20 protein-coding genes are annotated in these 22,582 nt (G+C 60.0%); 5 read left to right on the forward strand and 15 right to left on the reverse strand.

All coding sequences use genetic code 11. From position 1 onward, the window contains the following. Nucleotides 1–39: 39 nt before the first annotated feature. Both ACR0EZ_RS04365 and ACR0EZ_RS04370 read right to left on the reverse strand, forming a co-directional pair. Nucleotides 40–2,508: a GcvT family protein gene (locus ACR0EZ_RS04365; protein WP_480611360.1), complete on the reverse strand. Its 2,469-nt coding sequence runs from the start codon at nt 2,506–2,508 to the stop codon at nt 40–42. A 116-nt stretch (nt 2,509–2,624) separates the two neighbouring features. Then, a complete protein-coding gene (locus ACR0EZ_RS04370) occupies nt 2,625–4,145 on the reverse strand; it encodes a trimethylamine methyltransferase family protein (RefSeq protein WP_480611362.1) in 1,521 nt (506 codons plus the stop codon). Nucleotides 4,146–4,235: 90 nt separating this feature from the next. On the opposite strand from ACR0EZ_RS04370, the gene ACR0EZ_RS04375 reads away from it, so the two are divergent. Beyond that, nucleotides 4,236–5,150 carry a LysR substrate-binding domain-containing protein gene (locus ACR0EZ_RS04375; RefSeq protein WP_480611364.1) on the forward strand — a complete coding sequence of 305 codons (915 nt, stop codon included), beginning with the start codon at nt 4,236–4,238 and terminating at the stop codon, nt 5,148–5,150. Between the two features lie 87 nt (nt 5,151–5,237). Here the strand turns inward: ACR0EZ_RS04375 and ACR0EZ_RS04380 are convergent, their stop codons facing one another. The 12 genes from ACR0EZ_RS04380 to ACR0EZ_RS04435 all read right to left on the reverse strand — a co-directional run bounded on the left by ACR0EZ_RS04380 (nt 5,238) and on the right by ACR0EZ_RS04435 (nt 16,722). Next, nucleotides 5,238–5,933 (reverse strand): RraA family protein, encoded by a 696-nt coding sequence (locus tag ACR0EZ_RS04380; RefSeq protein WP_480611366.1) that lies wholly within the window; start codon nt 5,931–5,933, stop codon nt 5,238–5,240. Further along, entirely contained in the window at nt 5,926–6,630 is a 705-nt protein-coding gene (locus ACR0EZ_RS04385) for an alpha/beta fold hydrolase (RefSeq protein ID WP_480611368.1), read from the reverse strand. Before ACR0EZ_RS04385 ends, ACR0EZ_RS04380 begins: the two co-directional genes overlap by 8 nt. Beyond that, nucleotides 6,631–7,761 (reverse strand): cobalamin-independent methionine synthase II family protein, encoded by a 1,131-nt coding sequence (locus ACR0EZ_RS04390; RefSeq protein ID WP_480611369.1) that lies wholly within the window; start codon nt 7,759–7,761, stop codon nt 6,631–6,633. 62 nt (nt 7,762–7,823) lie between these two features. Continuing rightward, entirely contained in the window at nt 7,824–8,786 is a 963-nt protein-coding gene (locus tag ACR0EZ_RS04395; protein ID WP_480611371.1) for a cupin domain-containing protein, read from the reverse strand. A 150-nt stretch (nt 8,787–8,936) separates the two neighbouring features. Then, entirely contained in the window at nt 8,937–9,908 is a 972-nt protein-coding gene (locus ACR0EZ_RS04400) for a nuclear transport factor 2 family protein (protein WP_480611373.1), read from the reverse strand. Beyond that, nucleotides 9,905–10,933, reverse strand: coding sequence for a LacI family DNA-binding transcriptional regulator (locus tag ACR0EZ_RS04405; RefSeq protein ID WP_480611375.1), 1,029 nt, complete (start codon nt 10,931–10,933; stop codon nt 9,905–9,907). Before ACR0EZ_RS04405 ends, ACR0EZ_RS04400 begins: the two co-directional genes overlap by 4 nt. Beyond that, complete coding sequence (locus tag ACR0EZ_RS04410) at nt 10,918–11,682, reverse strand: SDR family NAD(P)-dependent oxidoreductase (RefSeq protein WP_480611377.1); 765 nt, start codon at nt 11,680–11,682, stop codon at nt 10,918–10,920. Before ACR0EZ_RS04410 ends, ACR0EZ_RS04405 begins: the two co-directional genes overlap by 16 nt. After that, the gene (locus ACR0EZ_RS04415; RefSeq protein ID WP_480611379.1) at nt 11,682–12,737 is read right to left on the reverse strand and encodes an ester cyclase; all 1,056 of its coding nucleotides are present in this window, start codon (nt 12,735–12,737) and stop codon (nt 11,682–11,684) included. The genes ACR0EZ_RS04410 and ACR0EZ_RS04415 overlap by 1 nt, the downstream gene beginning before the upstream one ends. Before the next feature lie 48 nt (nt 12,738–12,785). Further along, on the reverse strand, nt 12,786–14,117 hold the full coding sequence (gene hisD, locus ACR0EZ_RS04420; protein ID WP_480611381.1) for a histidinol dehydrogenase: 1,332 nt from the start codon (nt 14,115–14,117) through the stop codon (nt 12,786–12,788). Nucleotides 14,118–14,160: 43 nt separating this feature from the next. Beyond that, on the reverse strand, nt 14,161–15,069 hold the full coding sequence (locus ACR0EZ_RS04425) for an ester cyclase (RefSeq protein WP_480611383.1): 909 nt from the start codon (nt 15,067–15,069) through the stop codon (nt 14,161–14,163). Further along, nucleotides 15,069–15,605, reverse strand: a complete 537-nt coding sequence (locus ACR0EZ_RS04430; RefSeq protein ID WP_480611385.1) for an ester cyclase — start codon at nt 15,603–15,605, stop codon at nt 15,069–15,071. The genes ACR0EZ_RS04425 and ACR0EZ_RS04430 overlap by 1 nt, the downstream gene beginning before the upstream one ends. Nucleotides 15,606–15,675: 70 nt before the next feature. Further along, nucleotides 15,676–16,722: an ABC transporter ATP-binding protein gene (locus ACR0EZ_RS04435; RefSeq protein ID WP_480611387.1), complete on the reverse strand. Its 1,047-nt coding sequence runs from the start codon at nt 16,720–16,722 to the stop codon at nt 15,676–15,678. Between the two features lie 287 nt (nt 16,723–17,009). On the opposite strand from ACR0EZ_RS04435, the gene ACR0EZ_RS04440 reads away from it, so the two are divergent. The 4 genes from ACR0EZ_RS04440 (at nt 17,010) to ACR0EZ_RS04455 (ending at nt 21,309) form a co-directional block, all read left to right on the forward strand. Beyond that, nucleotides 17,010–18,239, forward strand: coding sequence for an ABC transporter substrate-binding protein (locus ACR0EZ_RS04440; protein ID WP_480611389.1), 1,230 nt, complete (start codon nt 17,010–17,012; stop codon nt 18,237–18,239). 80 nt (nt 18,240–18,319) lie between these two features. Beyond that, nucleotides 18,320–19,351 carry a carbohydrate ABC transporter permease gene (locus tag ACR0EZ_RS04445; RefSeq protein ID WP_480611391.1) on the forward strand — a complete coding sequence of 344 codons (1,032 nt, stop codon included), beginning with the start codon at nt 18,320–18,322 and terminating at the stop codon, nt 19,349–19,351. Between the two features lie 2 nt (nt 19,352–19,353). Next, complete coding sequence (locus tag ACR0EZ_RS04450; protein WP_480611393.1) at nt 19,354–20,238, forward strand: carbohydrate ABC transporter permease; 885 nt, start codon at nt 19,354–19,356, stop codon at nt 20,236–20,238. Between the two features lie 78 nt (nt 20,239–20,316). Further along, on the forward strand, nt 20,317–21,309 hold the full coding sequence (locus ACR0EZ_RS04455; protein ID WP_480611395.1) for a nuclear transport factor 2 family protein: 993 nt from the start codon (nt 20,317–20,319) through the stop codon (nt 21,307–21,309). 50 nt (nt 21,310–21,359) lie between these two features. On the opposite strand, the gene ACR0EZ_RS04460 is transcribed toward ACR0EZ_RS04455, so the two are convergent. Then, a complete protein-coding gene (locus ACR0EZ_RS04460; RefSeq protein WP_480611397.1) occupies nt 21,360–22,544 on the reverse strand; it encodes a nuclear transport factor 2 family protein in 1,185 nt (394 codons plus the stop codon). Nucleotides 22,545–22,582: the final 38 nt, after the last annotated feature.

A 22,582-nucleotide genomic window follows, 5' to 3' on the forward strand; every position in this document is an offset into this window, starting at 1 on the left:
CCGCTGTTCAATGGGCACGACCCATTCGGCTTTCCTTTCTCAGGAGCGCATGTTTGCGCCGTTGGCGTCGTAAGCGGGGGAACCCAGCACTTCCGCGTCGTAGAACTCGCCCAGGATTTCCACCTGCAGCTTGGTTCCCGGTGCCGCGCTGTGCGAGGCGACATAGCCCATCGCCATCGACTTGCCGACGCGGTGGCCATAGCCACCGGACGAGACGTAGCCGACTGCTTGGCCGTCTTTCAAGATCGCCTCGTCGTTCGTAACATCGATGCCGTCCACGTCGATGGTCATGGTGACGAGCTTGCGGGTAACACCGTCTGCCTTGAACTTCTCGGTCGCTTCCTTTCCGACAAAGTCGTTCTTCCAGTTGATGAAGGCATCCATGCCGGATTCGACCGCGTTGAAATCGGGGCGGAAATCGGTGGTCCAGACGCCCCAACCCTTTTCCAGTCGCAGCGACAGCAGGGCACGTGCACCATACCAGCGATAACCCAGATCGGCACCGGCCTCTTCAATCGCCTCGGCCAGACGCAGCAGGTATATCGGCTTGCAGTAGACCTCAAAGCCCAGCTCGCCCGAGAACGAGATGCGGTTCAGGATCACCGGCACGCCGCCCACGAAGGTCTGGCGCAGATCGCGGAATTTCAACGCATCGGCGCTGACATCGTCGCGGGTAATGCGGGCTAGCAGCTCGCGCGATTTGGGGCCCGACAGGGCGATCCCGTGCCAGTCGCCCGAGACGTTGGCATAGCTCACATCCGCAGGCAGGTCCTTTTCGAACCAGCGGCGGTGGGCGTCCTGCATCGCGCCCGAACCGAACAGCATGAAGTGATCATCTGCCAGACAGGCTACCGTCAGGTCGCCATACAGGCGACCCTTTTCGGTCAGCATCGGGGTCAGCGCCAGACGTCCCGGTTCCGGGATGTGGCCGGCCAGAGTGCGGTTCAGATAGTCCCTTGCACCGGTGCCCTTGAATGCGTGCTTGGCAAAGTTGGCGATCTCGATGCCGCCCACGGCCTCTTGCACGGCTTTCACCTCGCGCGCGACATAGTCGTGGCTGCGGTTGCGCTCGAAGGTCGGGGTTTCATTTGCGTCTTCGGCATTGTTGGCAAACCACAACGCGTTTTCCAGACCAAAGCCCTGACCCATCACGGCCCCCTTGGCGATCAGACGATCATAAAGCGCGGTGGTCTTCTGCATCCGGCCCCTTGGCAGGGTTTCGTTCGGGAAAGTCATGACAAAGCGGCGCTCGTAGTTTTCCGAGGATTTGATGGTGCCCCAGTCCGGTGTCGCGAACTCGCCGAACCGTGCCACGTCCATCGCCCAGACATCGATCGAAGGCTCGCCGTCGATCATCCACTCGGCCATGGTCAGACCGACGCCGCCGCCCTGACAGAAACCCGCCATGACGCCCACGGCGACCCAATAGTTCTTCATGCCCGGAACCGGACCGATCATCGGATTGCCATCGGGACCGAATGTGAACGGGCCGTTGATAGTGTCCTTGATGCCGGACTCGCCAATGGCGGGTATGCGCTCGAACGACATTTCCAGACGATCGGCGATGCGGTCCAGATCGGGCTGCAGCAGCTCGTGGCCGAAATCCCAGGGCGTGCCGTTCACTTTCCACGGGGTCGATTTTGGCTCATATGTGCCCAGCAGCATGCCGTGGCGTTCCTGACGGAAATAGATGTTGGCCTCATAATCGATGCCCGCGGGCAGACGACCGGCTTCGCCCATGCTCTCCATGCGGTCCCTGATCAGCGGGATCGTATCGGTGATCAGATAGTGGTGCTCCATCGGCTGCACCGGCAGGTGGATGCCCGACATCTGGCCCACTTCGCGCGCCCACAGGCCACCGCAGTTCACCACCTGCTCGGCGTTGATGACGCCTTTGGAGGTGGTCAGGTCCCAGCTGCCGTCGGGGCGCTGGCTCATCGCGGTCACGCCGCAATGGGTAAAATATTGCGCGCCGTGGTGGCGGGCGGATTTGGCGAATGCATAGGTCGCGCCCGAGGGGTCCACATCGCCGTCCTGCTCATCCCAGAGCGCCGCGTGATAGTGTTTGGAGTCGATCAGCGGGTGACGCTCGGCCAGTTCCTGCGGGCTGATGAATTCCTGATGCAGACCCATATAGCGCGCTTTCGAGCGTTCGCGCTTGAGGTAGTCGTACCACTCCTTGGTCGAGGCCGCGTAGAAACCGCCGGTGATGTGCATGCCCACGGAATGGCCCGAGGTCTCCTCGATCTCCTTATACAGATCAATGGTATAGCTCTGCAGGCGCGAGATATTGGGGTCCGAGCTGATCGTGTGGATCTGACCCGCCGCGTGCCAGCTTGAGCCGGAGGTCAATTCGTCACGCTCCAGCAGCACGACGTCTTTCCAGCCGAACTTGGCCAGGTGGAACAGGATCGAACAGCCCACAACACCGCCGCCGATGACGACGACCTTGGCGTGGGAGGGAAGCTTTTTGCCACCTGTGCTTTCTTCTTTTTGAATCTCGGGCATGAGAGGGTCCTGTGTCTTTTGTGGGGTTAGGGGAAGGGGGCTGTCTGCCCCCACTTGAGCCTGCGGCTCAATTCACCCCCCGATGATATTTACTGCCAGATGAAGCGATCCCGGTTTTAGTACCAGGCGTCCGGGATTTCTTCTTTGCGTTTGGTGACGTAGGCGGCCAGTTCTTCCTTCTTGGCCTCGTCCATCGCGGGGGGCTGATATTCGTTCAGCATCTGAATCCAGCGCTCATAGGCGCGGCGGCGCATGTCCTTGGAGCCGCCTTCCTCCCAGCTTTCGACATTCTCGCTGTCGCTGAGCTTCGGCTCATAGAAAGCAGTCTGATAGTTGCGCACGGTGTGACCACAGCCCAGGAAATGGCCCCCTGCCTCGACCTCGTCATAGGCATCGCGGGCAAAGGCGTCTTCGCTGGTGCCCAGACCCTGGCTGAGCACCTTCTGGTACGAGCCCAGACGGTCCGCATCCATGATCAGCTTCTCGAAACCAGTGCACAGGCCGCCTTCAAGCCAGCCCGCTGAGTGCAGAACGAAGTTGGCCCCCGCCAGCATGGTCGAATGCATCGAGTCCGCAGATTCATAAGCCGCCTGCGCGTCTTCGATCTTGGATGCGGTCAGCGAGCCGCCGCAGCGCAGCGGCAGACCGGCGCGGCGCGCCAGTTGGCCGATGGCGTAATTCGAGATCACAGGCTCGGGCATCCCAAATGTCGGCGCGCCGGACTTCAGCGACATGGATGACAGGAAATTGCCCAGAACAAACGGCGCGCCGGGGCGCAGCAGTTGCACATAGGCGCAGACCATCATCGCCTCGGCCATGGCTTGCGCGACGCTGGCGGCGGTGCTGACCGGACCCATCGCGCCCGACAGGATGAACGGCACAACAATCATGCCCTGGCCACGCGTCGAATAGACCCGCGCGGCTTCGGTGACCACCCGGTCCACAAGCAGCGGAGAGTTCGTGTTCACATTGCCCATGATGACGCAGTTTTCTGCCATGACATCCGCGCCAAAGACGATCTCGGCCATGTCGACACTGTCCTGCGCACGGCTCAACTCGGTGATCGCGCCCAGATGCGGTTTGTCGCTGAGGGTCATATGGGCGAACATCATGTCCAGATGCCGCTTGCTGACCGGAACGTCGCAGGGCTCACAGGTCACGAAGCCGCCGTGATGTAGGTTGGGGTGCATGTAGGTCAGTTTGACCAGTTTCCGGAACGACTCGATGTCGCCATACCGGCGCCCGCCTTCCAGATCGCGCACGAAAGGCGCGCCATAGACCGGGGCAAAGACCTGATTGCCGTCACCGATGACCACCGAACGGTCGGGATTGCGGGCGATCTGCCTGAAGCTTTTGGGTGCCTTGGCGCACAGGCTGCGAATCCACTGGGCGTCTGCGCGCACGATGTCGCCTTCGATCCGCGCGCCTTCGCGGCGCCACAGGTCCAGCGCTTTGGGGTCGTCGCGAAAGGCGAGGCCCACATCTTCAAAAATCCAGTCAACCTGAGCTTCAAGGCGGGAGAGATCCTCTTCATTCAGGGGGTCAAAGAACGCCAGACGGCGCTGGATATAGGGGGATGCCGGGACCGAACCGGCCCCGGAAGCACGGGAACGGGATTGACGTGCGCGCCGAGCCATAATGAGCACTCCATTTTTTTGCGGCATACTATCTGCAAGGGAAACGCCTGTGACGCTTGAAAATTTGAATGAATTGCATAAACACAGTTTATGCAAGAACTTTGGAAACAGCTTGGGTCGCCCCGCAATCTTGTCGTCTTCGAGGCGGCCGCGCGGTTGCAATCCTTCACGCGCGCCGCGCAGGAGCTGAACGTGCAGCAACCTGCGGTCAGCGTATCCATTCGACGTCTTGAAGAAGGGCTGGGCACGCCCTTGTTCACCCGCAGCCACCGTAAGGTCATCCTGACCGGTGCCGGAGAGCGTCTTCTGGCGGATGTCTCGCGCGCGTTCGAGCAGTTGGCCTTGTCGGTTGAATCCATCCAGCAAACAAAACGGGCCGGCTATGTCACACTCAGCGCGTCAACCGCTTTCAACAATTACTGGATCATGCCGCGCCTTGCCGATTTGCAGAGCCAGCATCCAAAGATCGACCTGCGCCTGCAATCCAGTGACCGGGAACCCGATATTGACGCCGAAAACATAAGTCTGGCGGTGCGTCAGGGGGATGGAAACTGGGCCGGGTGCGAAAGTGCCCTGATCGCCGAAGAAGTGATTTATCCCGTCGCCTCGCCACGTGTTATGGCGGCGGCGGTGGATTTGCGCAGTTTGCCGAACATGTTGAACCAGCGGCTGATTCATCTTGAAGAGCCGATCCGTCAACGACCCAGCTGGAGCGACTGGTTCGCGCATTTCTCAATCAGGAACGCTGTCCCCAATACGGGTCTGCGTCTGAACGACTACGCCCTTGTGCTGCAGGCCGCCATGGCGGGTGAGGGCTTTGCCTTTGGCTGGAAACACCTGACCGACGGTTTGATAGATCAGGGTCTTCTTGCCGGCAGACCCAACTGGCAATGGGCGACCGGCAAGGGGTTCTACTTGGTCTGGTCCAAAAAGACGCCACTCTCGGACGATGCGATAAAAGTACGAGATTGGGTTTTGCACACCGCGAGCAATGCGGGAAACTAGTGCCGGATCGGGCCTGCGTTGGACCTTGAGATTTCCGCGCTGTGTTTCCAATCGCTCCGGGAACCGGTTCACCGGAATTTTTGACCATCAGGTGCGGGCTTTTTCGAAGGCGGTCCAGGCGGCTTCGAAGGCGGCGAAGTCGAAGCCCTTGGCGCGGGCGGGCTCCAGCACCAGCTTTTCGGTCTCAAGCAGCTTGCGGATCGCATTGGCCAGTTTGGGAATGTCACCTGCCGGGATGACCAAAGCGCCGTGCCGGTCGGCGTGGATCAGATCGCCGTCTTCAACCTGCATGCCAAACACGGTGACAGGCGTTCCGATCTCGCGCACATGGACAAAGGCGTGGCTGGGGCCGACGGATCCGGCGATGACCGGGAACCCCTCGGGCAGGTCGCCAAGATCGCGCATCACGCCGTTGGTCAGCGCTCCGGACAGGCCAAAGCCCTTGTGGACGGTCGTGTTGATCTCACCCCAATAGGCGCCGATAGCATTCTCGCCGTCGACATCTTCGACCACCGCGATACCGGGGCGGGGGCCTTTGGACATGTGGCGGTAATAGTCCATGCGGCGGGCCTTGATCACATCCGCCGGTTCTGTCGGCGATTCGACCGCAGCGATCTTTGCAGTTCTGGCATAGCCGACGATGGCCCCGACATCCGGGTCGCTGCACAGCACCGTTCCGCGCGTGAACCGGTCAAAGCCGCGCCCGCCCTGAGCGACTTCGATGGCGTTGCAGACGGTGGGAGTGTCGACCGATTTCAACAGGGTCAGCAGGTCTTCATTCATTGTCAATTTCCTTGAGCCAGTGGCGCAGCGCCTGAGTGGTTTCTACGGGCTTTTCAAGGGTTGGCAGATGCCCGGCCCCGTCGATGATCACAAGTTCCGAGCGGGGCAACAGATCATGCATCAGCTCGTGCCGAGATATCGGGCACAGCTTGTCCTCGCGCCCGCACAAGGCCAGCGCCGGATTGCCGAACCGGCGCAGGTTGTCGGTCTGATCCGGCCTGTCGCGCAGGGCAATGGATTGCTGGCAAAACACCTCGGGGCCCAGGCTCAGCGCCATGTCCATGCACAGGTCCAGGATCTCGGCCCGATTTTCCGTGTCGCCAAGGTAGTTGGGCTTCATCTCGTCGCGCATCACGCTGTCCAGTTCTCCGCGGCTTGCGCGTTCCATCTGAGGGGCACGGCGGGCCTGTAAGTCGGGCAGTTCCGCCAGCGGGTTCGTGTCGAGCAGGGCCAGTCCAGCCACACGGTTGGGGGCTTGCCGGGCAATCTCCATCGCAACGATCCCGCCCATCGAGAGCCCGCCCAAAGCGAACCGTTCCGGCGCGCTGGCCAGAATCTGTGCCGCCAACCCGCCCATGGTCTCTCTGCCCGACAGCTTTGGCACCGAGACGGATCGTCCCGCTGAAAATGCCTCGATCTGAGGTGCAAACAGTCTGGCATCGCACATCATCCCCGGCAGCAATATCAGGGGGGTCATCTAACCCTCCGACACGGATGCGGCCCCGTCAGACAGCGCCGCGAGCTTGGCATAGGCAATCGAGGGGTCCACAGCCCCGAACCCGGCGAAAGTGCCAAAACCGCAATCGCTGCCTGCGATCACGCGTTCGTTGCCAACGATGTCGGTAAAGCGCGCGATGCGCTGTGCCACCAGATCGGGGTGTTCGACGAAATTGGTGGTCGTGTCGACGACGCCGGGTACCAGAACCTTGTCGTCGGGGATATCCGATTTGCGGTCGCGGAAGACGGTCCATTCATGCCCGTGGCGGGGGTTCGATGTTTCGAACAGCACATAGCGCGATTTGGTGGCCATCAGCGTGTCGAACATCTTGGCCATGGGGATGTCGCACAGATGTGGGCCTTCGTAATTGCCCCAGCAGATATGCACCCGCACCCGGTCCTGCGGCACATCCGACAATGCGTGGTTCAAAGCGTCCACATGCATCTGAGCGACCTTGATGAATTCCTCATCCGACAGGTCGGTGAACAGCATGTGGCGCGACAGGGCGAGGTCGGGGCAGTCCAGTTGCACGTCCAGACCGGCGGCCACGATGGTTTCGTATTCTTCCTTCATCGCGTCGGCCAGTGCGGCCAGATACGCCTCGCGCGATGTGTAGTAATCGTTTTGCAGGAACAGAGAGATCACGCCGGGGCTGGCGGCGTTCATGAAGCCGCGCGCGACCCCGTGTTCCTTCATTGCCGCTTTCAGGTTGGCGATGTCCTTTTGCAACTCGTCCTGCCCTTTGGACCGGACCTCACCCGTGCACATGGGGCGCGCGTATTGCGGCGTGCCGCCCGCATCTGCCAGACGTTGCAGAAAGCTGGGGAACATCTTCAGATCGGCAGGCGCATTGCGGGGGCTGTCGCCGGAAAACCCGGTGTAGCGATCCTTGACATAGGTCGCATAGCTGATCTTCGAGGTCTCGCCATCCGAGACGATGTCGATGCCAGCGTCTTTTTGCTGTCTGACGGTTTCTGAAACCGCTGCGGTCATGCAGGCATCGAAAGCAGCCTCGTCAAAGAGTTCCTCGCGCTCGCGGGCAAAGATGAAGTCCACCACCTCTTGCGTGCGGGGCAGGCTGCCCACATGGGTCGTTTGAACTCGGGTCATCCTTGTCTCCTTGGTCTTTTTCTGACGGCGGCCGGGGTCTGCCCCGGCCATCGCCGGTTTGATCAATCGCCGGTCCAGGTCGCGCCCGCAGGGTCGTCAGTGGCGGTGATCCGATAGAGGCCGGCCTGACCGGTCATCGATGGTGCCACGCTGTAGTGTTCGCCGGGCAGAACCAATGCGGTGTCGCCGATGGACAGGGTGACCACCACGTCGTTGATGGCGATGCGCCAATAGCCGCTGGCCGGCATCAGAACCACGGGTTTGGCCGCTTGGATTGGGGCATCCACGCTGGAGCCGCGCGTAAGGAAATCGACCTCGAACCCCGGTTTGTCCCTGATCATGCCGTTTTCGCCGATCACCACAGCGGGCTTGTTGGCGGCCAGCGCCATCAGGTCCCAATATCGGGCGACATATTTGCCGACCACATCCTCGACCGGAACTTCGGGATAGGCTTTCAGCTCGTCTTCGGTCAATAGGGGCATGGGTTGCACGTTGTGGGGCAGTTCCTCGCCCTTCTTGCTGTCGTAGAGCACGCCGTTGTTGCCCAGCATCAAACCATGGGCCTGCGCATCCTCGATCACTTGCGGTGCCCATGTGACACCGCCGCCCGCATCGTCGCCGCCGAGGATCGACATGATCATGCCGTAGTCCTGACCGACATTTTCAAAGCCACGGAAGATGCCGGTGGGAATGTTGAAGATGTCGCCTTCCTCGGCGATGAACTCACCTGCGGTGCCATACCGGCCCCAGAAGAACCGCCAGCGGCCCTTGGCGACAAAAAACACCTCGGCTGTGGTGTGGCTGTGCAAAGAGTTGCGGCATTTCGGCGGTTGCCCCGCCGCGCCGATGTTGAAGCCGATCTTGTCGGTGATGTGGACATGCTGATCGGGGCTTTCCGACACGCCGCCGCCGATGATGGTAAAGTTCTCCTTCTGGTCGGAACCAGGCGTGTGGGCATCGATAAAGGCGGTTTTGCAGGGCCGAAGCTCGCCATAGCGAACGATGCGGTCTTGGATGGTGCTCATGTTACGGTCTCCTTTGGGGTTTGGGGGATTGGTTTAAACCCCGGCCCCGGGAGGGCGGTTGTTCAGCCGCCGTGCCCGCAGGCTGGCGCGATGCGCGTGAAAGCGCCGCGCCGCCTGACTGGCATCCAGATATGAAACCCGTTGCGTCATTCAGACGTCCCCGGTTTGCAGCAGAATCTGTTTCCAGATCGCCACCTCGTCATACAAGCTGAATTCACGGCGCAGCCCCCACGGGCCGAACTCGGCATGGGACATTCCCATCACGTGCACCTTAGCCCCGGTCGGTCTTCCGAAGGCCCCCCATCCGTCATGGGTCCCATCCAGCGACCAACGGACCGAGGCGCGCGGGGACATCATTTCGCCGTCATTGCCTACCTGATGGTGGATCTTGAGGTCCGCGCTCGGGAACGAGGACCGCAAACCGATCCAGAAATTACTGACCTCTTCGCGCCCGATCGCCTGTTTCGAACCGGCATATTCACCAATGACCGCGCGATCATAGTCCGCCAGAATATGGTTGAAATCCTTGTTCATGATCCGCGTCAGCGTGTCGGCGTAACGCGCACCCCATTCATTGTCGTTGCCGGTGCCGTGATAGCCGCCATCAACATCGATCTCGGGGGTGAAGGGGCGCGCTGCCTTGTCCGGGCCACCTTCTGAGGCGATCAGATCGCGGGTGAAATCCTCGGGCTCATGGCCCAGTTGGCGGACCAGCCCGCCATAGTCGCGGACCAGCCATTCGTCATAGATCGTCTCGCCCCTGGCGGCACAATCGGCGATCACGCGGACCACCCATTTCTTGCCGCTGGCCTTGCCGAACTGCCCGTCCTGCAGATGCGTCGCCGTGGTCAGCAAGCGGTGAGATGACAGGTGGCCATGCGCATCCGAATAGGACCAGATCACATCCTCGCCAAAAAGCTGACGGTCGGGGAATTCATGGCAGGTAGCCATGGTTGCGGCGATCACGCCCTGATTGCCATGGCTGACCCCCATCGGCGTACGCACCGGAATCTGCGGCGCATAATAACGGTTGAGCGTCTCGGTGCCGCGATCCTCCCAGATCTCTTTGGTGATCCCGAGGATATAATCGGGAAAGTCTTTCCACTTTTCGGCGTAAGTCATGGAGTGAAGCCTTTTGGTTTTCGCGCCGACCCCCGCATTTTCAAGGGGCCGGGGATGAGAATACTTTCCGAGGCCGCGCCATCCTCGATGCGGGACAAGAGGACATCGACGGTGGCGGCGACCATCTTGTTGATCGGCTGTCTGATGGTCGTCAGGTCATAGACAGGCCAGGCGGCAATTGGCACATCGTCATACCCCACGATGCTGACATCGTCGGGAACGGACAGGCCCAGTTCGAACCTGAGCGTGTCCATCACGGCAAAGGCCATGTGATCGTTGCCGACAAAGATCGCATCGGGCCGGTCCGAGGAACTGCACAGCGCGCGCGCAATGGCCGATGCGGTTTCCTGATTGTACATCCCGTCTTCGATGGCGACGGGTTCCAGCCCGTGATCCTTCAGACCATCGACAAACCCGCTCATCCGGTCCAGACCTGTCGAAGACCCCTGCCAGCCCGAGATATGGGCGATTTTCCTGTGGCCGCTTCTGGCAAGGAAATGGGCAACCGTGCGACCGCCCTGAACGTTGTCCGATGTCACCCGCGCCAGATTGCCGGTTTCCTGGCCCCGGTTGAACATGACCACCGGTATGCCCGCATCTTCGCACCGTTTGGCAATATCGCCCGACATCGCGACCGAGGCGGTGATGATCCCGTCCACTTGAAACGACATCAACTCTTCGACGATCTGGTCGACCCCATCGTCGTCCTTCGCCATGAACAGGAGAATATGATAGCCGCGCTCTTTCAAAGCCCGGTCCAGATACTCCAGCGCCATCGGGTAGAACTGGTTTTCCAGATAGGCCACGACCAAGCCGATGATCCGGCTTCTGCCGGTGATCATTGCCCGGGCCAGAGTGTTGGGGCGATAGCCCAGATCTTCCGCTGCTTTCCTGACCTTCTTGCGCGTCGCGGCCGAGGCCGATGCGCCCGGCGTGAACACCCGGCTGACCGCCGACTGGCTGACCCCGGCAAGGCGGGCAACGTCGAAGGATGTGACTTTTTCCGCCATCAGTCTGCCGTCCATCCGCCATCGACCAGCAGCGATGTGCCGGTGACAAGGCTTGCCGCGTCCGAGGCCAGAAAGACCGCAGCTCCCGTGATGTCTTCCAACTCGCCCACGCGGCCCAGCTTGATTTTATCTTCGATCCAGGCGCGCCGTTCGGGGATCGCCAGCGTCTGTTCGGCCAGGGGCGTGCGGATGAAAGTTGGCGCAAGCGCGTTCACCCGGATGCCATGCGGCCCCCATTCGATCGCCATCGACTTGGTAAAGCCTTCGACTGCGTGTTTCGTGCCGCAATAGACGGCCCGGTCGATGCCGCCAACCTGACCCATCTGGCTGGTAATGTTGATCAGGCTGCCGGGCTTTTCGGCCGCAATCAAACCGCGCGCCACGGCGCGGGTCAGGAAATAGGCGCCTTTGAAGTTCAGATCGCTGACCGCGTCGAAATCGGTCTCGGTGGTGTCCAGTGCCGGGCTGTGACGGGCCAGACCCGCCGAGTTGATCAGAATGTCGAACGGGCCGGCGGCATCGACCGCAGCCTCGGTTGCGGCGATATCGGCCACGTCCAGCACAAGCTGCGTGGCTGTCCAACCCTGCTCCGCAAAGGCGCCCACCACCTCGGCCAGCTTGTCTGCCCGTCGCGCCGCCACGGTCACCTGCGCCCCATGGCTGGCCAGCGCGGTGGCACAGGCCAGCCCGATGCCAGAGGACGCGCCGGTCACAAGCGCGCGTTTGCCGCTTAAGCTGAACGAGGGGGCAGGGGGCAGCTTCATTAGGGATCTCCTACGGGGAAAGGCACACGGCCCGGAACGCGGGCCTTGTTGAATTCCCTCAGCCGGGCAAAAACGTCAACGCCAAGCTGCCGGTATGCATCCAGAAGATCAACCAGAACCCAGTTTTCGCGGATCTTGCCATCCTCGAGCCGCCAGAAATCAAGACTGAGCATGGTGATCCGCTTGCCCGAGGGCGCGATGCCCATCCAGCCGTCATCGGTGACCGTCTGGATCATGTTGGGCCATCCGGTGACAGCGGCATAATCGCCATCGCCGAAGAAATGATAGGTGATCTCATCCACATACTGCCCGCGATCCGGCATGCCGCTCAGAAACGGAATCTGGTGCCAGTTGCGAAAACCCGCGATCCCGCGCCCGGTGCCGATCCCCGAGGGGCCGTACCAGTTCATGCGCGGATGCCAGAACCGCTCCATCTCCATCACCTCGGGGCCACCTTCGGACGGGTGCTTTTTCAGATGGTCCAGCATGTCGACGATGTGCTGACAACTCGCCCGTCCCCTAGCCGCATCATAGGGCCCCGGCACAAAACCGTCCTGCGTCGCCGGACCCGGCACATGCCATTCGCGGCCAAGGCTGGGGGCCATCGGCCAGGCATTGGCCTGCATCATCACTTCGGGGATGTCCCACAGCGCCTGCATCTCGACCACTTTGCCGTTTTCGAACCGAAAGAACTCATGGAACCGCATGGTCACCTGATGCCCGGTTGGCGGGATATCCAACCACGGCCCGCAGAAAGTGCCGGTGTAATACCCGCCGCAGCCCACCCAATCTGCGCCCTGTCCGTCCGGCCCGGCCATGACGATGTAGTCGCGGCGTTCCAGATCGGGCCACGCGGACAGCAGACCCCTATATGCCGTTTCGAAAAAAGCATCGCCGCCGACGCTGTCCCCAAAGGGATGGCACAGCCGGAACAGCGCATCGGGGATGCTGACCTCAGCCAGCGCCTTACGCACGTCCCCCTCGTCGAAATCATACATTGCCGCGCGCAGCGGCGAAATCGCGGCCTTGTTCCGGGTATGCGTATCAGTCTTCATCTTTTTCCAAATACTCTGGGGGAGGCTGAAAGCCGGGGGCAAAGCCCCCTATTCGGCAGCGTCCCGATAAGGTGCGGGGGCACCATAGGGGACGTTAATGCCGCCATACCGACGCACACGAACGTTGCACTGCTCGGCATGGCCCACAAAACCTTCCAGCAGGCACAGGCGCGAGCCATATTCGCCGATCAGCGTCGCGGCCTCATCGGTCAAAACCTTCTGATAGCTGTGCGTTTTCAGGTATTTGCCAACCCAAAGCCCGCCGGTATACCGCCCCGCCTTTTTCGTTGGCAGCGTGTGGTTGGTGCCGATCACCTTGTCCCCGTTCGAAACATTGGTGCGCGGCCCCAGGAACAGCGCGCCGTAGCAGGTCATGTTCTCAAGGAACCAGTCATCGCGGTCGGTCATGACCTGCACATGCTCGGATGCGATGTCATCGGCCACCTGCAGCATCTCGTCATAGGTGTCGCAGACGATCACCTCGCCATATTCGTCCCAGGATACTTTCGCGGTGCCCGCAGTCGGCAGGATGCCCAGCAGACGGTCGACCTCGGACAGGGTTTCCTCGGCCAGTTTGTGCGAGTTGGTCAGCAATACGCAGGGGCTGTTGTAACCATGCTCGGCCTGACCCAGCAGATCGGTGGCGCACAGCTCGGCATCAGCGGCGGTTTCATCGGCGATCACCATCGTCTCGGTGGGACCGGCGAACAGGTCGATGCCGACACGGCCAAAGAGCTGACGCTTGGCCTCGGCCACAAAGGCGTTGCCGGGGCCGACCAGCATATGCACGGGGTCGATGGTCTCGGTCCCCAGTGCCATTGCGCCGATGGCTTGAATGCCGCCCATCACATAGATCTCATGCGCACCGCCCAGATGCATGGCCGCGATCACAGCCGGGTTGGGCTTACCCTGAAACGGAGGGGTACAGGCGATGATCCGCGGCACACCGGCGACCGAGGCCGTGGCCACGGACATATGCGCCGACGCCACCATCGGGAACTTGCCGCCCGGCACATAGCACCCGACGGACTGCACGGGGATGTTCTTGTGGCCCAGAATCACGCCGGGCAGGGTTTCAACCTCGATATCCAGCATCGAGTCCCGCTGCGCCTGCGCAAAGTTGCGGACCTGGGCCTGAGCGAACTTGATGTCCGCCAGTTCGCGCTCGGTCAGCTGGCTCATCAGATCGTCGATCTCGGCCTGCGACAGGCGGAATGAGGCGGGCGAGTAACTGTCGAACTTCTCGCTCAGCTCGCGCACGGCGGCATCGCCGCGGGTTTCGATATCTTTCAGCGTGGCTTCCACCACGGCGCGGGTCTTGGCGTCGTCCTCAGCCCGGTCCGCGTCAGATTTACCGCGTTTCAGATATTGGATCGACATGTTCGTCTCCTAACGATCGGAAGTTGGTTGCGTTGCCAAGTGATCATTCCCAGCCTTTCCCTTGAAAGACGTCGCCACCCAGTTGCTTCACAACATTTGCAAAATCGACGCGCACGATGTTCTCGGCTATTTTCGAGCCTTCGATGCGCCAGAAATCGATATATGGAATACGGATGGGCTGCCCCTTGGCGGGTATGCCCATGAAGTCCTGTTCCAGCGTCGCGTGACAGGCGCCAAAGCAGGCAGCCCAGTCGCCGTCCTGCATGAAATGTTCGGTCCTGAAGTCATGGTTGCCGAAGTATTGGCGGAAGGGCAGATACCAGCCGTTCTCGAATTCGGTCAGACCGTGTTTCAAGCCACAGCCATAATTCGCATCCCAGACGAAGTCGGGGTGGAAATAGTCTGAAACATCCACTTCGATGCGCTGCAGCGCGGCCTCCATCGCCTGGACGACGTCCAGCGGCCTGGCGGTCGCGCCCTGGCCCGCCTGACCGCGCCACAGGCGCTCCACGGGCGGATCAAGCCGGTCCCAGCCGTGCCCGTCAAACACATCCCAGCCGAGCTGCGCGGCAACGCTCGCCAGATCGACATCCACCTTGTTGTAGGCAATGCGACCGTCCCGGACCTGCCAGAAATCCACATAAGGGATGCTCAGCGGACGGTCCGTCGTCGCAAGACCCATGAAATCGCCGGAATGGGTGGCGTGACAGGTGCCGATACAGGCTGCCCAGTCGCCATCTTCAAGCCATAACTGTGTGTCAAAGCGACGATCCCCGAATGCCGCGCGGAAGGGTTTCTGCCAACCGGTCCGGAACTCTTGCAGTCCGGATTTGCGGCCACATCCGGCATTGCCATCCCACACAAAATCCTCGTGAAACCAGCGCGACATGTCGGTTTCGGATCGCCCGAGTGCATTTTCCATGTCTTTCACCAAGTCCAGAACGGCGGCCATTACACGCCTCCGCCGGGCATTGGCGGTGTCGCCTCGCCCCGGTCGTAGGTTTCCCAGCCTTTGCCGCCGAACACATCGTGGCCCAGCTGCGCCAGCACATGCGGGAAATCGACCATCACCCAATTGTCCACGATCTTGCCGTCGACAACTTTCCAGAAGTCCATGTATCGGATATCGACGCGCTTGCCAGTCGGGGCGATGCCCATGAATTCGCCCGAATGCGTTGCCTCCTGCCGACCAAAGGCTGCGGCCCATTCGCCCATGTAAAGGCGGGCTTCATCAACGCAGACCTTGTCGGAAAACGCCGCCTGAAACGGGCGTTGCCAGTTGTCCTGAAACTCTTGCAGCCCGGTCTTGGTGCCGCATCCGGTGTTGCCCATCCAACGGAAACCTTCCGAGAAGAACTCACCGATATCGCTGATGCGGTGATCGTTCAGGCCATCGACCATGCCTTCGATGACGGCCTGTGTCTCGGCGGTCTTGCTCAGATCCGTGTCGCGGCTGAGAACCGCTTGTTCAGGACGAGACCCTTTCATGGCAATCCTTTCTTCATGCCTTCGGTAAATGCATATTTCGATCGCAAGGGCGACTTGCGATGCGCTGACGTCAGTCCAGCCGTTCGCCGGTTTTGGCGTCAAACAGGTGGCAGACGGACGAGGGGATATCGACCGCCACCCGCGTCCCGATCTCGGCCCGGTACTCTTTGCCCGCGCGGACCGAGGCAATGGTGCCGCCCAGTTTCAGAGTAACGATCGTTGCGTCGCCAAGCAGTTCAAGCGAATAGAGCGGGGCCGCAGAAGAGCCCTCTGGGCTGATGCTCGCGTCCTCGGCGCGGAACCCGAGGGTCACAGCGCCCTGATGCGAGGTCTGAAGGCCTTCGATTCGAACGTTTTCGCCGGTGAACACGCCGCCGGACACTTCGCCCTCCAGCAGGTTCATCGCGGGGCTTCCGATGAAGCTGGCAACAAAGGTATTCGCTGGCGTGTCATAGATATCTGTCGGTGTCCCGACCTGCTGCACCACGCCCTTGCTCATCACGACGACCCGGTCGGCCAGTGTCATCGCCTCGATCTGGTCATGGGTCACGTAGATCGTCGTGACCTGCAATTCATGGCTGAGGTTCTTGATCTGATGGCGCGTCGAAACCCGCAGCTTGGCATCGAGGTTTGACAGGGGCTCATCCATCAGGAACACATTGGGCTCGCGCACGATGGCGCGCGCCAGAGCGACGCGCTGACGCTGACCCCCTGACAATTCCGCGGGACGGCGGTGCATGAATTCGGTCAGCTCAACCATTTCAGCCGCACGTCTGACACGCTCGTCATGGGTTGCAGGATCGGTTTTGCGCACCTTCAGGGGGAAGCGGATATTCTCGTAGACATCCAGATTCGGATAGAGCGCATAGCTTTGAAACACCATCGCGACATCGCGATCCTTGGGGTCCAGATCATTCACGACCTGGCCGTCAATTGTGATCTCACCTTCGCTGATATCCTCCAGCCCGGCGATCATCCGCATCGTCGTCGTCTTGCCGCAGCCGGAGGGGCCGAGCAGAACCAGAAACTCTTTATCCGCGATTGTCAGATCAAAGTTGTGCACGCCCACAAAGGACCCCCACCGCTTTGAAATGTTCTTGAGCTGAATCTCCGCCATGGATACCCCACAGTTTGCATGCGTTCGCAAAAAACATGCAAAAGATTCGGCTGAATAGCAAGCGGAAGTTGCGGGGTTCATGTGATTCACGCCCGTGAAATAGGCCGTATTAAGCCATGAACTGCGTAATATTAAGAAAAATCAACACCAATAAGGATTAGCTTGTCATGTGGAGATAAATTGGCATAATGATGAATGCGAATGCATAAATGGCGAAGCGACGCCGAAAAAACAAAGGACTTAGCAGGTTGGCACCTGCTCAGTTACCAACCGGAGGATCCCTAACGATGAATCTAGTTAAAAACTTCGCTGCCGGTGCGGTTGCGGCTCTGATGGCCACTGCCGCCTATGCCGAGTGCGAGATTGCCAGCGGCAACGTCAACGTGCTGGCCAATGACTTCCCGGCACTCAAGGCGATCACGTCCACGGCGGCTGAATGCACTGGCGGCGTGACGGTTGCAGCCAACCACAACAAGGATTTCCGCAACATCACCGTTCAGGCGCTGACGGCGAACCCGGCTGAATATACCTCGGTCATTGTTGCGAACTCTTCGATCGTGCCGCTGCTGAACGAAGGTCTGATCCGCCCGCTGGATGATCTGGTCGCCAAACACGGTCAGGCGCTTGGCAAGAACCAGCTGATCACCATCGACGGCAAGATCATGGCCATCGCCTTCATGGCAAACGCGCAGCACCTGTTCGTGCGTCAGGACATTCTGGATCAGGTCGGCAAGCCCGTGCCTGCGACCTGGGAAGAGGTGGTCGAAACCGGCAAGGCGATCAAGGATGCCGGTCTCATGGATCATCCCTTTGCGTTCCTCAGCATGTCTGACTGGAACCTGGGCGAAGAGTTCGTGAACATGTATCTGGGCCACGGGGGCGAGTTTTTCAAACCCGGCACGGCGGAACCGGCGATCAACAACGAAACGGGTGTTGCGACGCTGAACATGATGAAAGACCTGGTGTCGCTGTCGAACCCGGACTTCCTGACCTACAACACCGCGACCGTGGTGCCGATCTGGAAATCGGGCGATCTGGCGATTGCGCAGCTTTGGGGCTCGAGCGGTGGTGAACTGCTGGGCGGTGAAGGCGCGGCGGAAGGTGTTGCGGAAAACACCGTTCTGGCCGGTGCGCCGACCGTTGCGGGTGGCGACACCCCTTCCTCCACCCTTTGGTGGGACGGTTTCACCATCTCCAAGAACATCTCGGACGAAGATGCCGAGGCGACCTTTATTGCCATGATGAATGGCATTTCGCCCCAGATGGTCGAATCGAACAACGACGCGGCGGTCTGGCTGATGGATTCGTACAAGCCGGGCCCGGCGGCGGTTGGCGTGGCTGAAACCGCAACAGGCGGGGCCGAGCCATACCCGATGCTGCCCTATATGGGCCTGCTGCATCAGGCGTTTTTCGAAGAACTGCCGGACTTCCTGCAGGGCAACGAAAGCGCTGAGCAGACGCTGGCGGATATCGAAGCGGCATATATCGCAGCGGCAAAAGAAGCCGGTTACCTCTGAGGATTGCCTCTGAAGAACACCCGGGGCGGTCAGGTCCGCCCCGGGTCACCCAATCGCGAAGCTGACACAGGTGTTGGTCTATGAAACATCGCACGTTCTTCTGGTTCATACTGCCATCGCTGGCCGCAATGATCCTGTTTATTGCGCTGCCTACCGTGTCGGTTGCTATCCAGTCTTTGTTTGTCGAACACGAACAGATCATGGTCGAGGTGGAAAATTGCGGACCGTTCAAATGCGAAACGGTTCTGCAGGTTGATACTGAGGCAACGGCAGCCCTGCAGGAAGAAGCCCCCTTAGGCCGGTTCAACGGTCTGCGCACGTATACGAACCGCAAACACCTTGCCTTTGAACAAGTGGGCGTGGCCTGGGCGGAAACGGACTCCTTTGGCGCGTTCTTCTCAGAGCTGTTGAACCTGCCGTTCTACAAAGCACTCATCTTTACGTTGACCTACACGTTTGTTGTCACACCCCTGGTGGTCTTGTTCGGGCTGGGTGTAGCGCTTGCGGTCAACAGGGTCCCCAGCTTGTTGAAGGGACCGACTATTTTCGTATCTCTGCTGCCCATGATCGTGACGCCGCTGGTGGGGGCGCTGATCATTTTCTGGATGGTGGATGCCGACGGTATCATCGGCGCGACGCTGCAGTGGATGTTCAGTGACCCGAACCTTTCGCTAAAGGCCTCGGCACCGCTGACATGGATCATGTTGATCGTCTACGGAATCTGGAGTTCGACCCCGTTCAGCTTCATTGTCTTTTACGCCGGGTTGCAGACCGTCCCGAAGGAAACGCTTGAGGCCGCGAAAATTGATGGCGCCACCCGCTGGCAGGCCATCCGCTTTGTGGTTGTGCCGTACATGATGCCTCTGGTCGTGTTCATCACGTTGATGCAGTTGATGGACAACTTCCGGATGCTTGAACCCATTCTGGCGTTCCAGGCTTCGGCCAAAGCGACCTCATTGTCGTACATCATCTACAACGACTTGCGCGGCGGCGACATTCCGCAATTCGGATCTGCCGGTGCCTCATCGATCATGACGATCATAGGCGTCGCTATCCTTCTGACACCCGTGCTGATCCGCACATGGCGCGACTTTAACCGGAAAAGGGCCTGATCATGACAACATCCGTCGCAGACAGACGCTCCAAAGGTTTGATCTGGTTCACCACAAGCTTTGTGGTCTTGTGGATATTCATTGCCGCCGGCCCGTTCATCTGGACACTTTGGGGGTCGTTCAAAGTTCAGCCTGACTTCTTTTCCAAGACAGACTGGACCAACGCGATCTATGGCGTGATGACCAAGGCCGAAACCGGCAGCGCCTTTACCAGTGCGGGTTACCAGGGGGCCTGGGTCGAACAGGAGTTCTGGCGCAACAGCATCAACACCGCGATAGTCGTGTTCTTCACCGTGGTAATTTCGCTGACACTTGGAACGCTCGGTGGCTATGCGTTGGCCCGGTCCGGCTATCGCTATGCATTCTGGCTGCTGATGCTGGCGCTTGTCTTCCGGGCAATGCCGCACATGACTTTGGTTTCAGGCTATCTGCTGCCATTTTTTGAGTGGAACATCTGGGGCAGGCTCAGTACCACCATCATCGTTCTGGTGGCGATCAACCAGCCGTTTACCCTGTGGATGCTGCATTCGTTCTTTCTGAACATCCCCAAGGACATGGATGAAAGCGCCATGGTCGACGGCTGTACCCGGTTTCAGGCGTTTCGCCATGTCATCATCCCGGTGATGTGGCCGGGGGTGATCACCACGGGGCTGTTCAGCTTCCTTCTGGCCTATAATGATTTCGCTATCGGTGCGGTTTTGCTGAGTTCGGAAAACCAGACGATGGTCCCAAAAATCAACAGCTTCCTTGGCACAGTGCGCGAAACCGGAGACGTGATGTTCGCTGTTGCAGCGGCGGTCAGTGCGTTGGTTCCACTGTTCTTCCTGATCCTGTTCTTCCAGCGCCAGATCGTCAGCGGCCTGACCGCTGGTGCCGTAAAGGGCTGATCTCAGCCAATCGGAATCCGGCCTTACGGGCCGGATTCTTTTCTGCCTTCCCGAATGACACTATCCAGCGTGCGCCCCATGTCCGATCTTCAATCCGCCAAATCGCTTGTTCGCGATTACTACTCAGCCATCGACGCAAATCCGGTGGAAGCCCTCAAGAAATATTGCGCGCCAGACGCGCTGTGGCGGGGATACCATCCGTTCAACGAAATTCACGATCCGGTTGAAGTCGCGAACCGGTTCTGGGTGCCGCTGAAAACCTCGGTGACGCGCATGCAGCGACGGCTCGACCTGTTCATGGCGGGCGAAAACGGGCTGGACGATGGCGGTACCTGGGTGGCCTCGATGGGGCATCTGATGGGCCTGTTCGATCACCCCTGGCTGGACATTCCCCCGACGAACAAGATTGCCATGCTTCGCTACGCCGAGTTCATGCGCGTGGAGGGTGACAAGATCACCGACACAGCGATGTTCTTCGATATTCCCCATCTGATGATGCAGGCGGGGCTTAACCCGTTCCCGCCGCAAACCGGCGCGCAGCTGGTTCAGCCGGGGCCGATGACCCATGATGGCGTGATGTTCGACCCGCAGGACCCGACCGAAGGGCAAAAGACCCTGGACGCCATCGAATTTATGATCAACGACATCCGCGACTGGAAGGGCCGCGAAGAGCAGGGGCTGATGACCGAACTGCCGCGCAGCTGGAACGACGACATGATCTGGTGGGGTCCAACGGGGATCGGTGCGACCTATACCATCGAGCGATACGCCAAACAGCATGCCGGACCGTTCCGCGAGGGGTTTGGTGACCGCATCTTCAACGGACACATCGCACGGATTGCCGAGGGCAGTTTCGGCGGCTTTTTCGGCTGGCCCAACCTGACCCTCACACCCACAGGCGGTTTCATGGGCATGCCGGCCACCGGCAAACCGGCCGACATGCGCGTGATCGACATGTATCGCCGTTCGGGTGACAAGCTGACCGAGAACTGGATTTTCATCGACCTGCTGCATTTCTGGAAACAACAGGGTTTGGACGTTCTGGCGCGCCTGCCCCATATGCGGGGATAGGCGCAAAAACGCACCCCAAATGGGGTGCGGCTTGCCCTCTGGTGGAATCGTCAGTCGCCCAGAATCTGCATCAGAATGCCGAACTCGTTGAACACGGTCCATTCCTTCAGGACTTTGTTGTCCTTGATCTGCCACTGGGTGATGCCCCAGACATGCGCCTCTTTCCCGGTGGGCTCGCCATAGGCCCCATTGCCCCGATGCGCGCCAACGCCACCCCAGCGAACCGAGACCAGATAGCCGTCTTCGGCATTGCCCATCCAATAGATATCATCGACCGAAATCCGGATATTCGGGAACATCGCGATCATCGACATAATATGGGACCGCAATTGCCCGACGCCGCGATAGACCCGGCTGGTCGAGCCTTCAAAGACGACATCAGGTGCGTAAACCCGATCCATGGCGCTAAAGTCGCGGCGGTTCCAGATGCTTTCGAACGCCGCATGCACGAATTCGCGCACGTTCCCATCGACCACATCGGGGATTGAAGGGCGCTTGGGGAAGCCTTGACCGTCCATGCGATTGGGGTCGCTTGCCGCATAGTTCGGCGCAAACGGCCCATGGGCGCGTTGCGAGGCGATGCGGCGTGCGGTTTCGCCGACATCCAGCCCCATCTGCTGGATCAGCGCGGCGGTGTCATAGGCGACATGCTCGTCATAAATCTCGTTATCGCGGGCAACGCAATTGGCAATGCACAGCAGGCGCAAGGGGCGGTTTGTCGGAGGGGCGAACCGCGAATACCCGGTATTGGTGCCAAGGATCATCGTCCGATGCGAGGTGTGAAAGCTGACATCGTCGTTACCGGCCCAGATCACTTCATCCGCGACCAGCCGAACATCCGGGATCGCATTGTTGGTGTGAACGGTATCTGCAACGATCTTGTCGCGACCATATTGCAGGCCGATATCGTCCCACACCCGGCAATCATGGCTGTAGGTGTCATAGATGTATCCGATATCCTTCTCCTCCCAGATCTGGTGGGTGATCCGGACGATGTAATCGACGATGTTCCTGAACCGCGGCTCGAACCCGCGCATGGACTGGGTGACCGCGTGATCGGGCTCTTTGTCCAGGAACTCGCGCGTGCCGCCGCGGCGGTAGTTTTCAAGCGAAACCGAAAAGTCCGAGGGCATATGTTCGTCCCCCAGCGGGCGAAACCGGATATGCGTGTTCTTGGACTGCGTGCCCACAGGGTTTGCCACGGGCTTTACGGGAACCTCTGTCTTTTTTGCCATTGTGAACCTCGAATCGGTAGATCGAATACGTATGCTAA

Source organism: Ruegeria sp. AK4 (assembly GCF_056541025.1).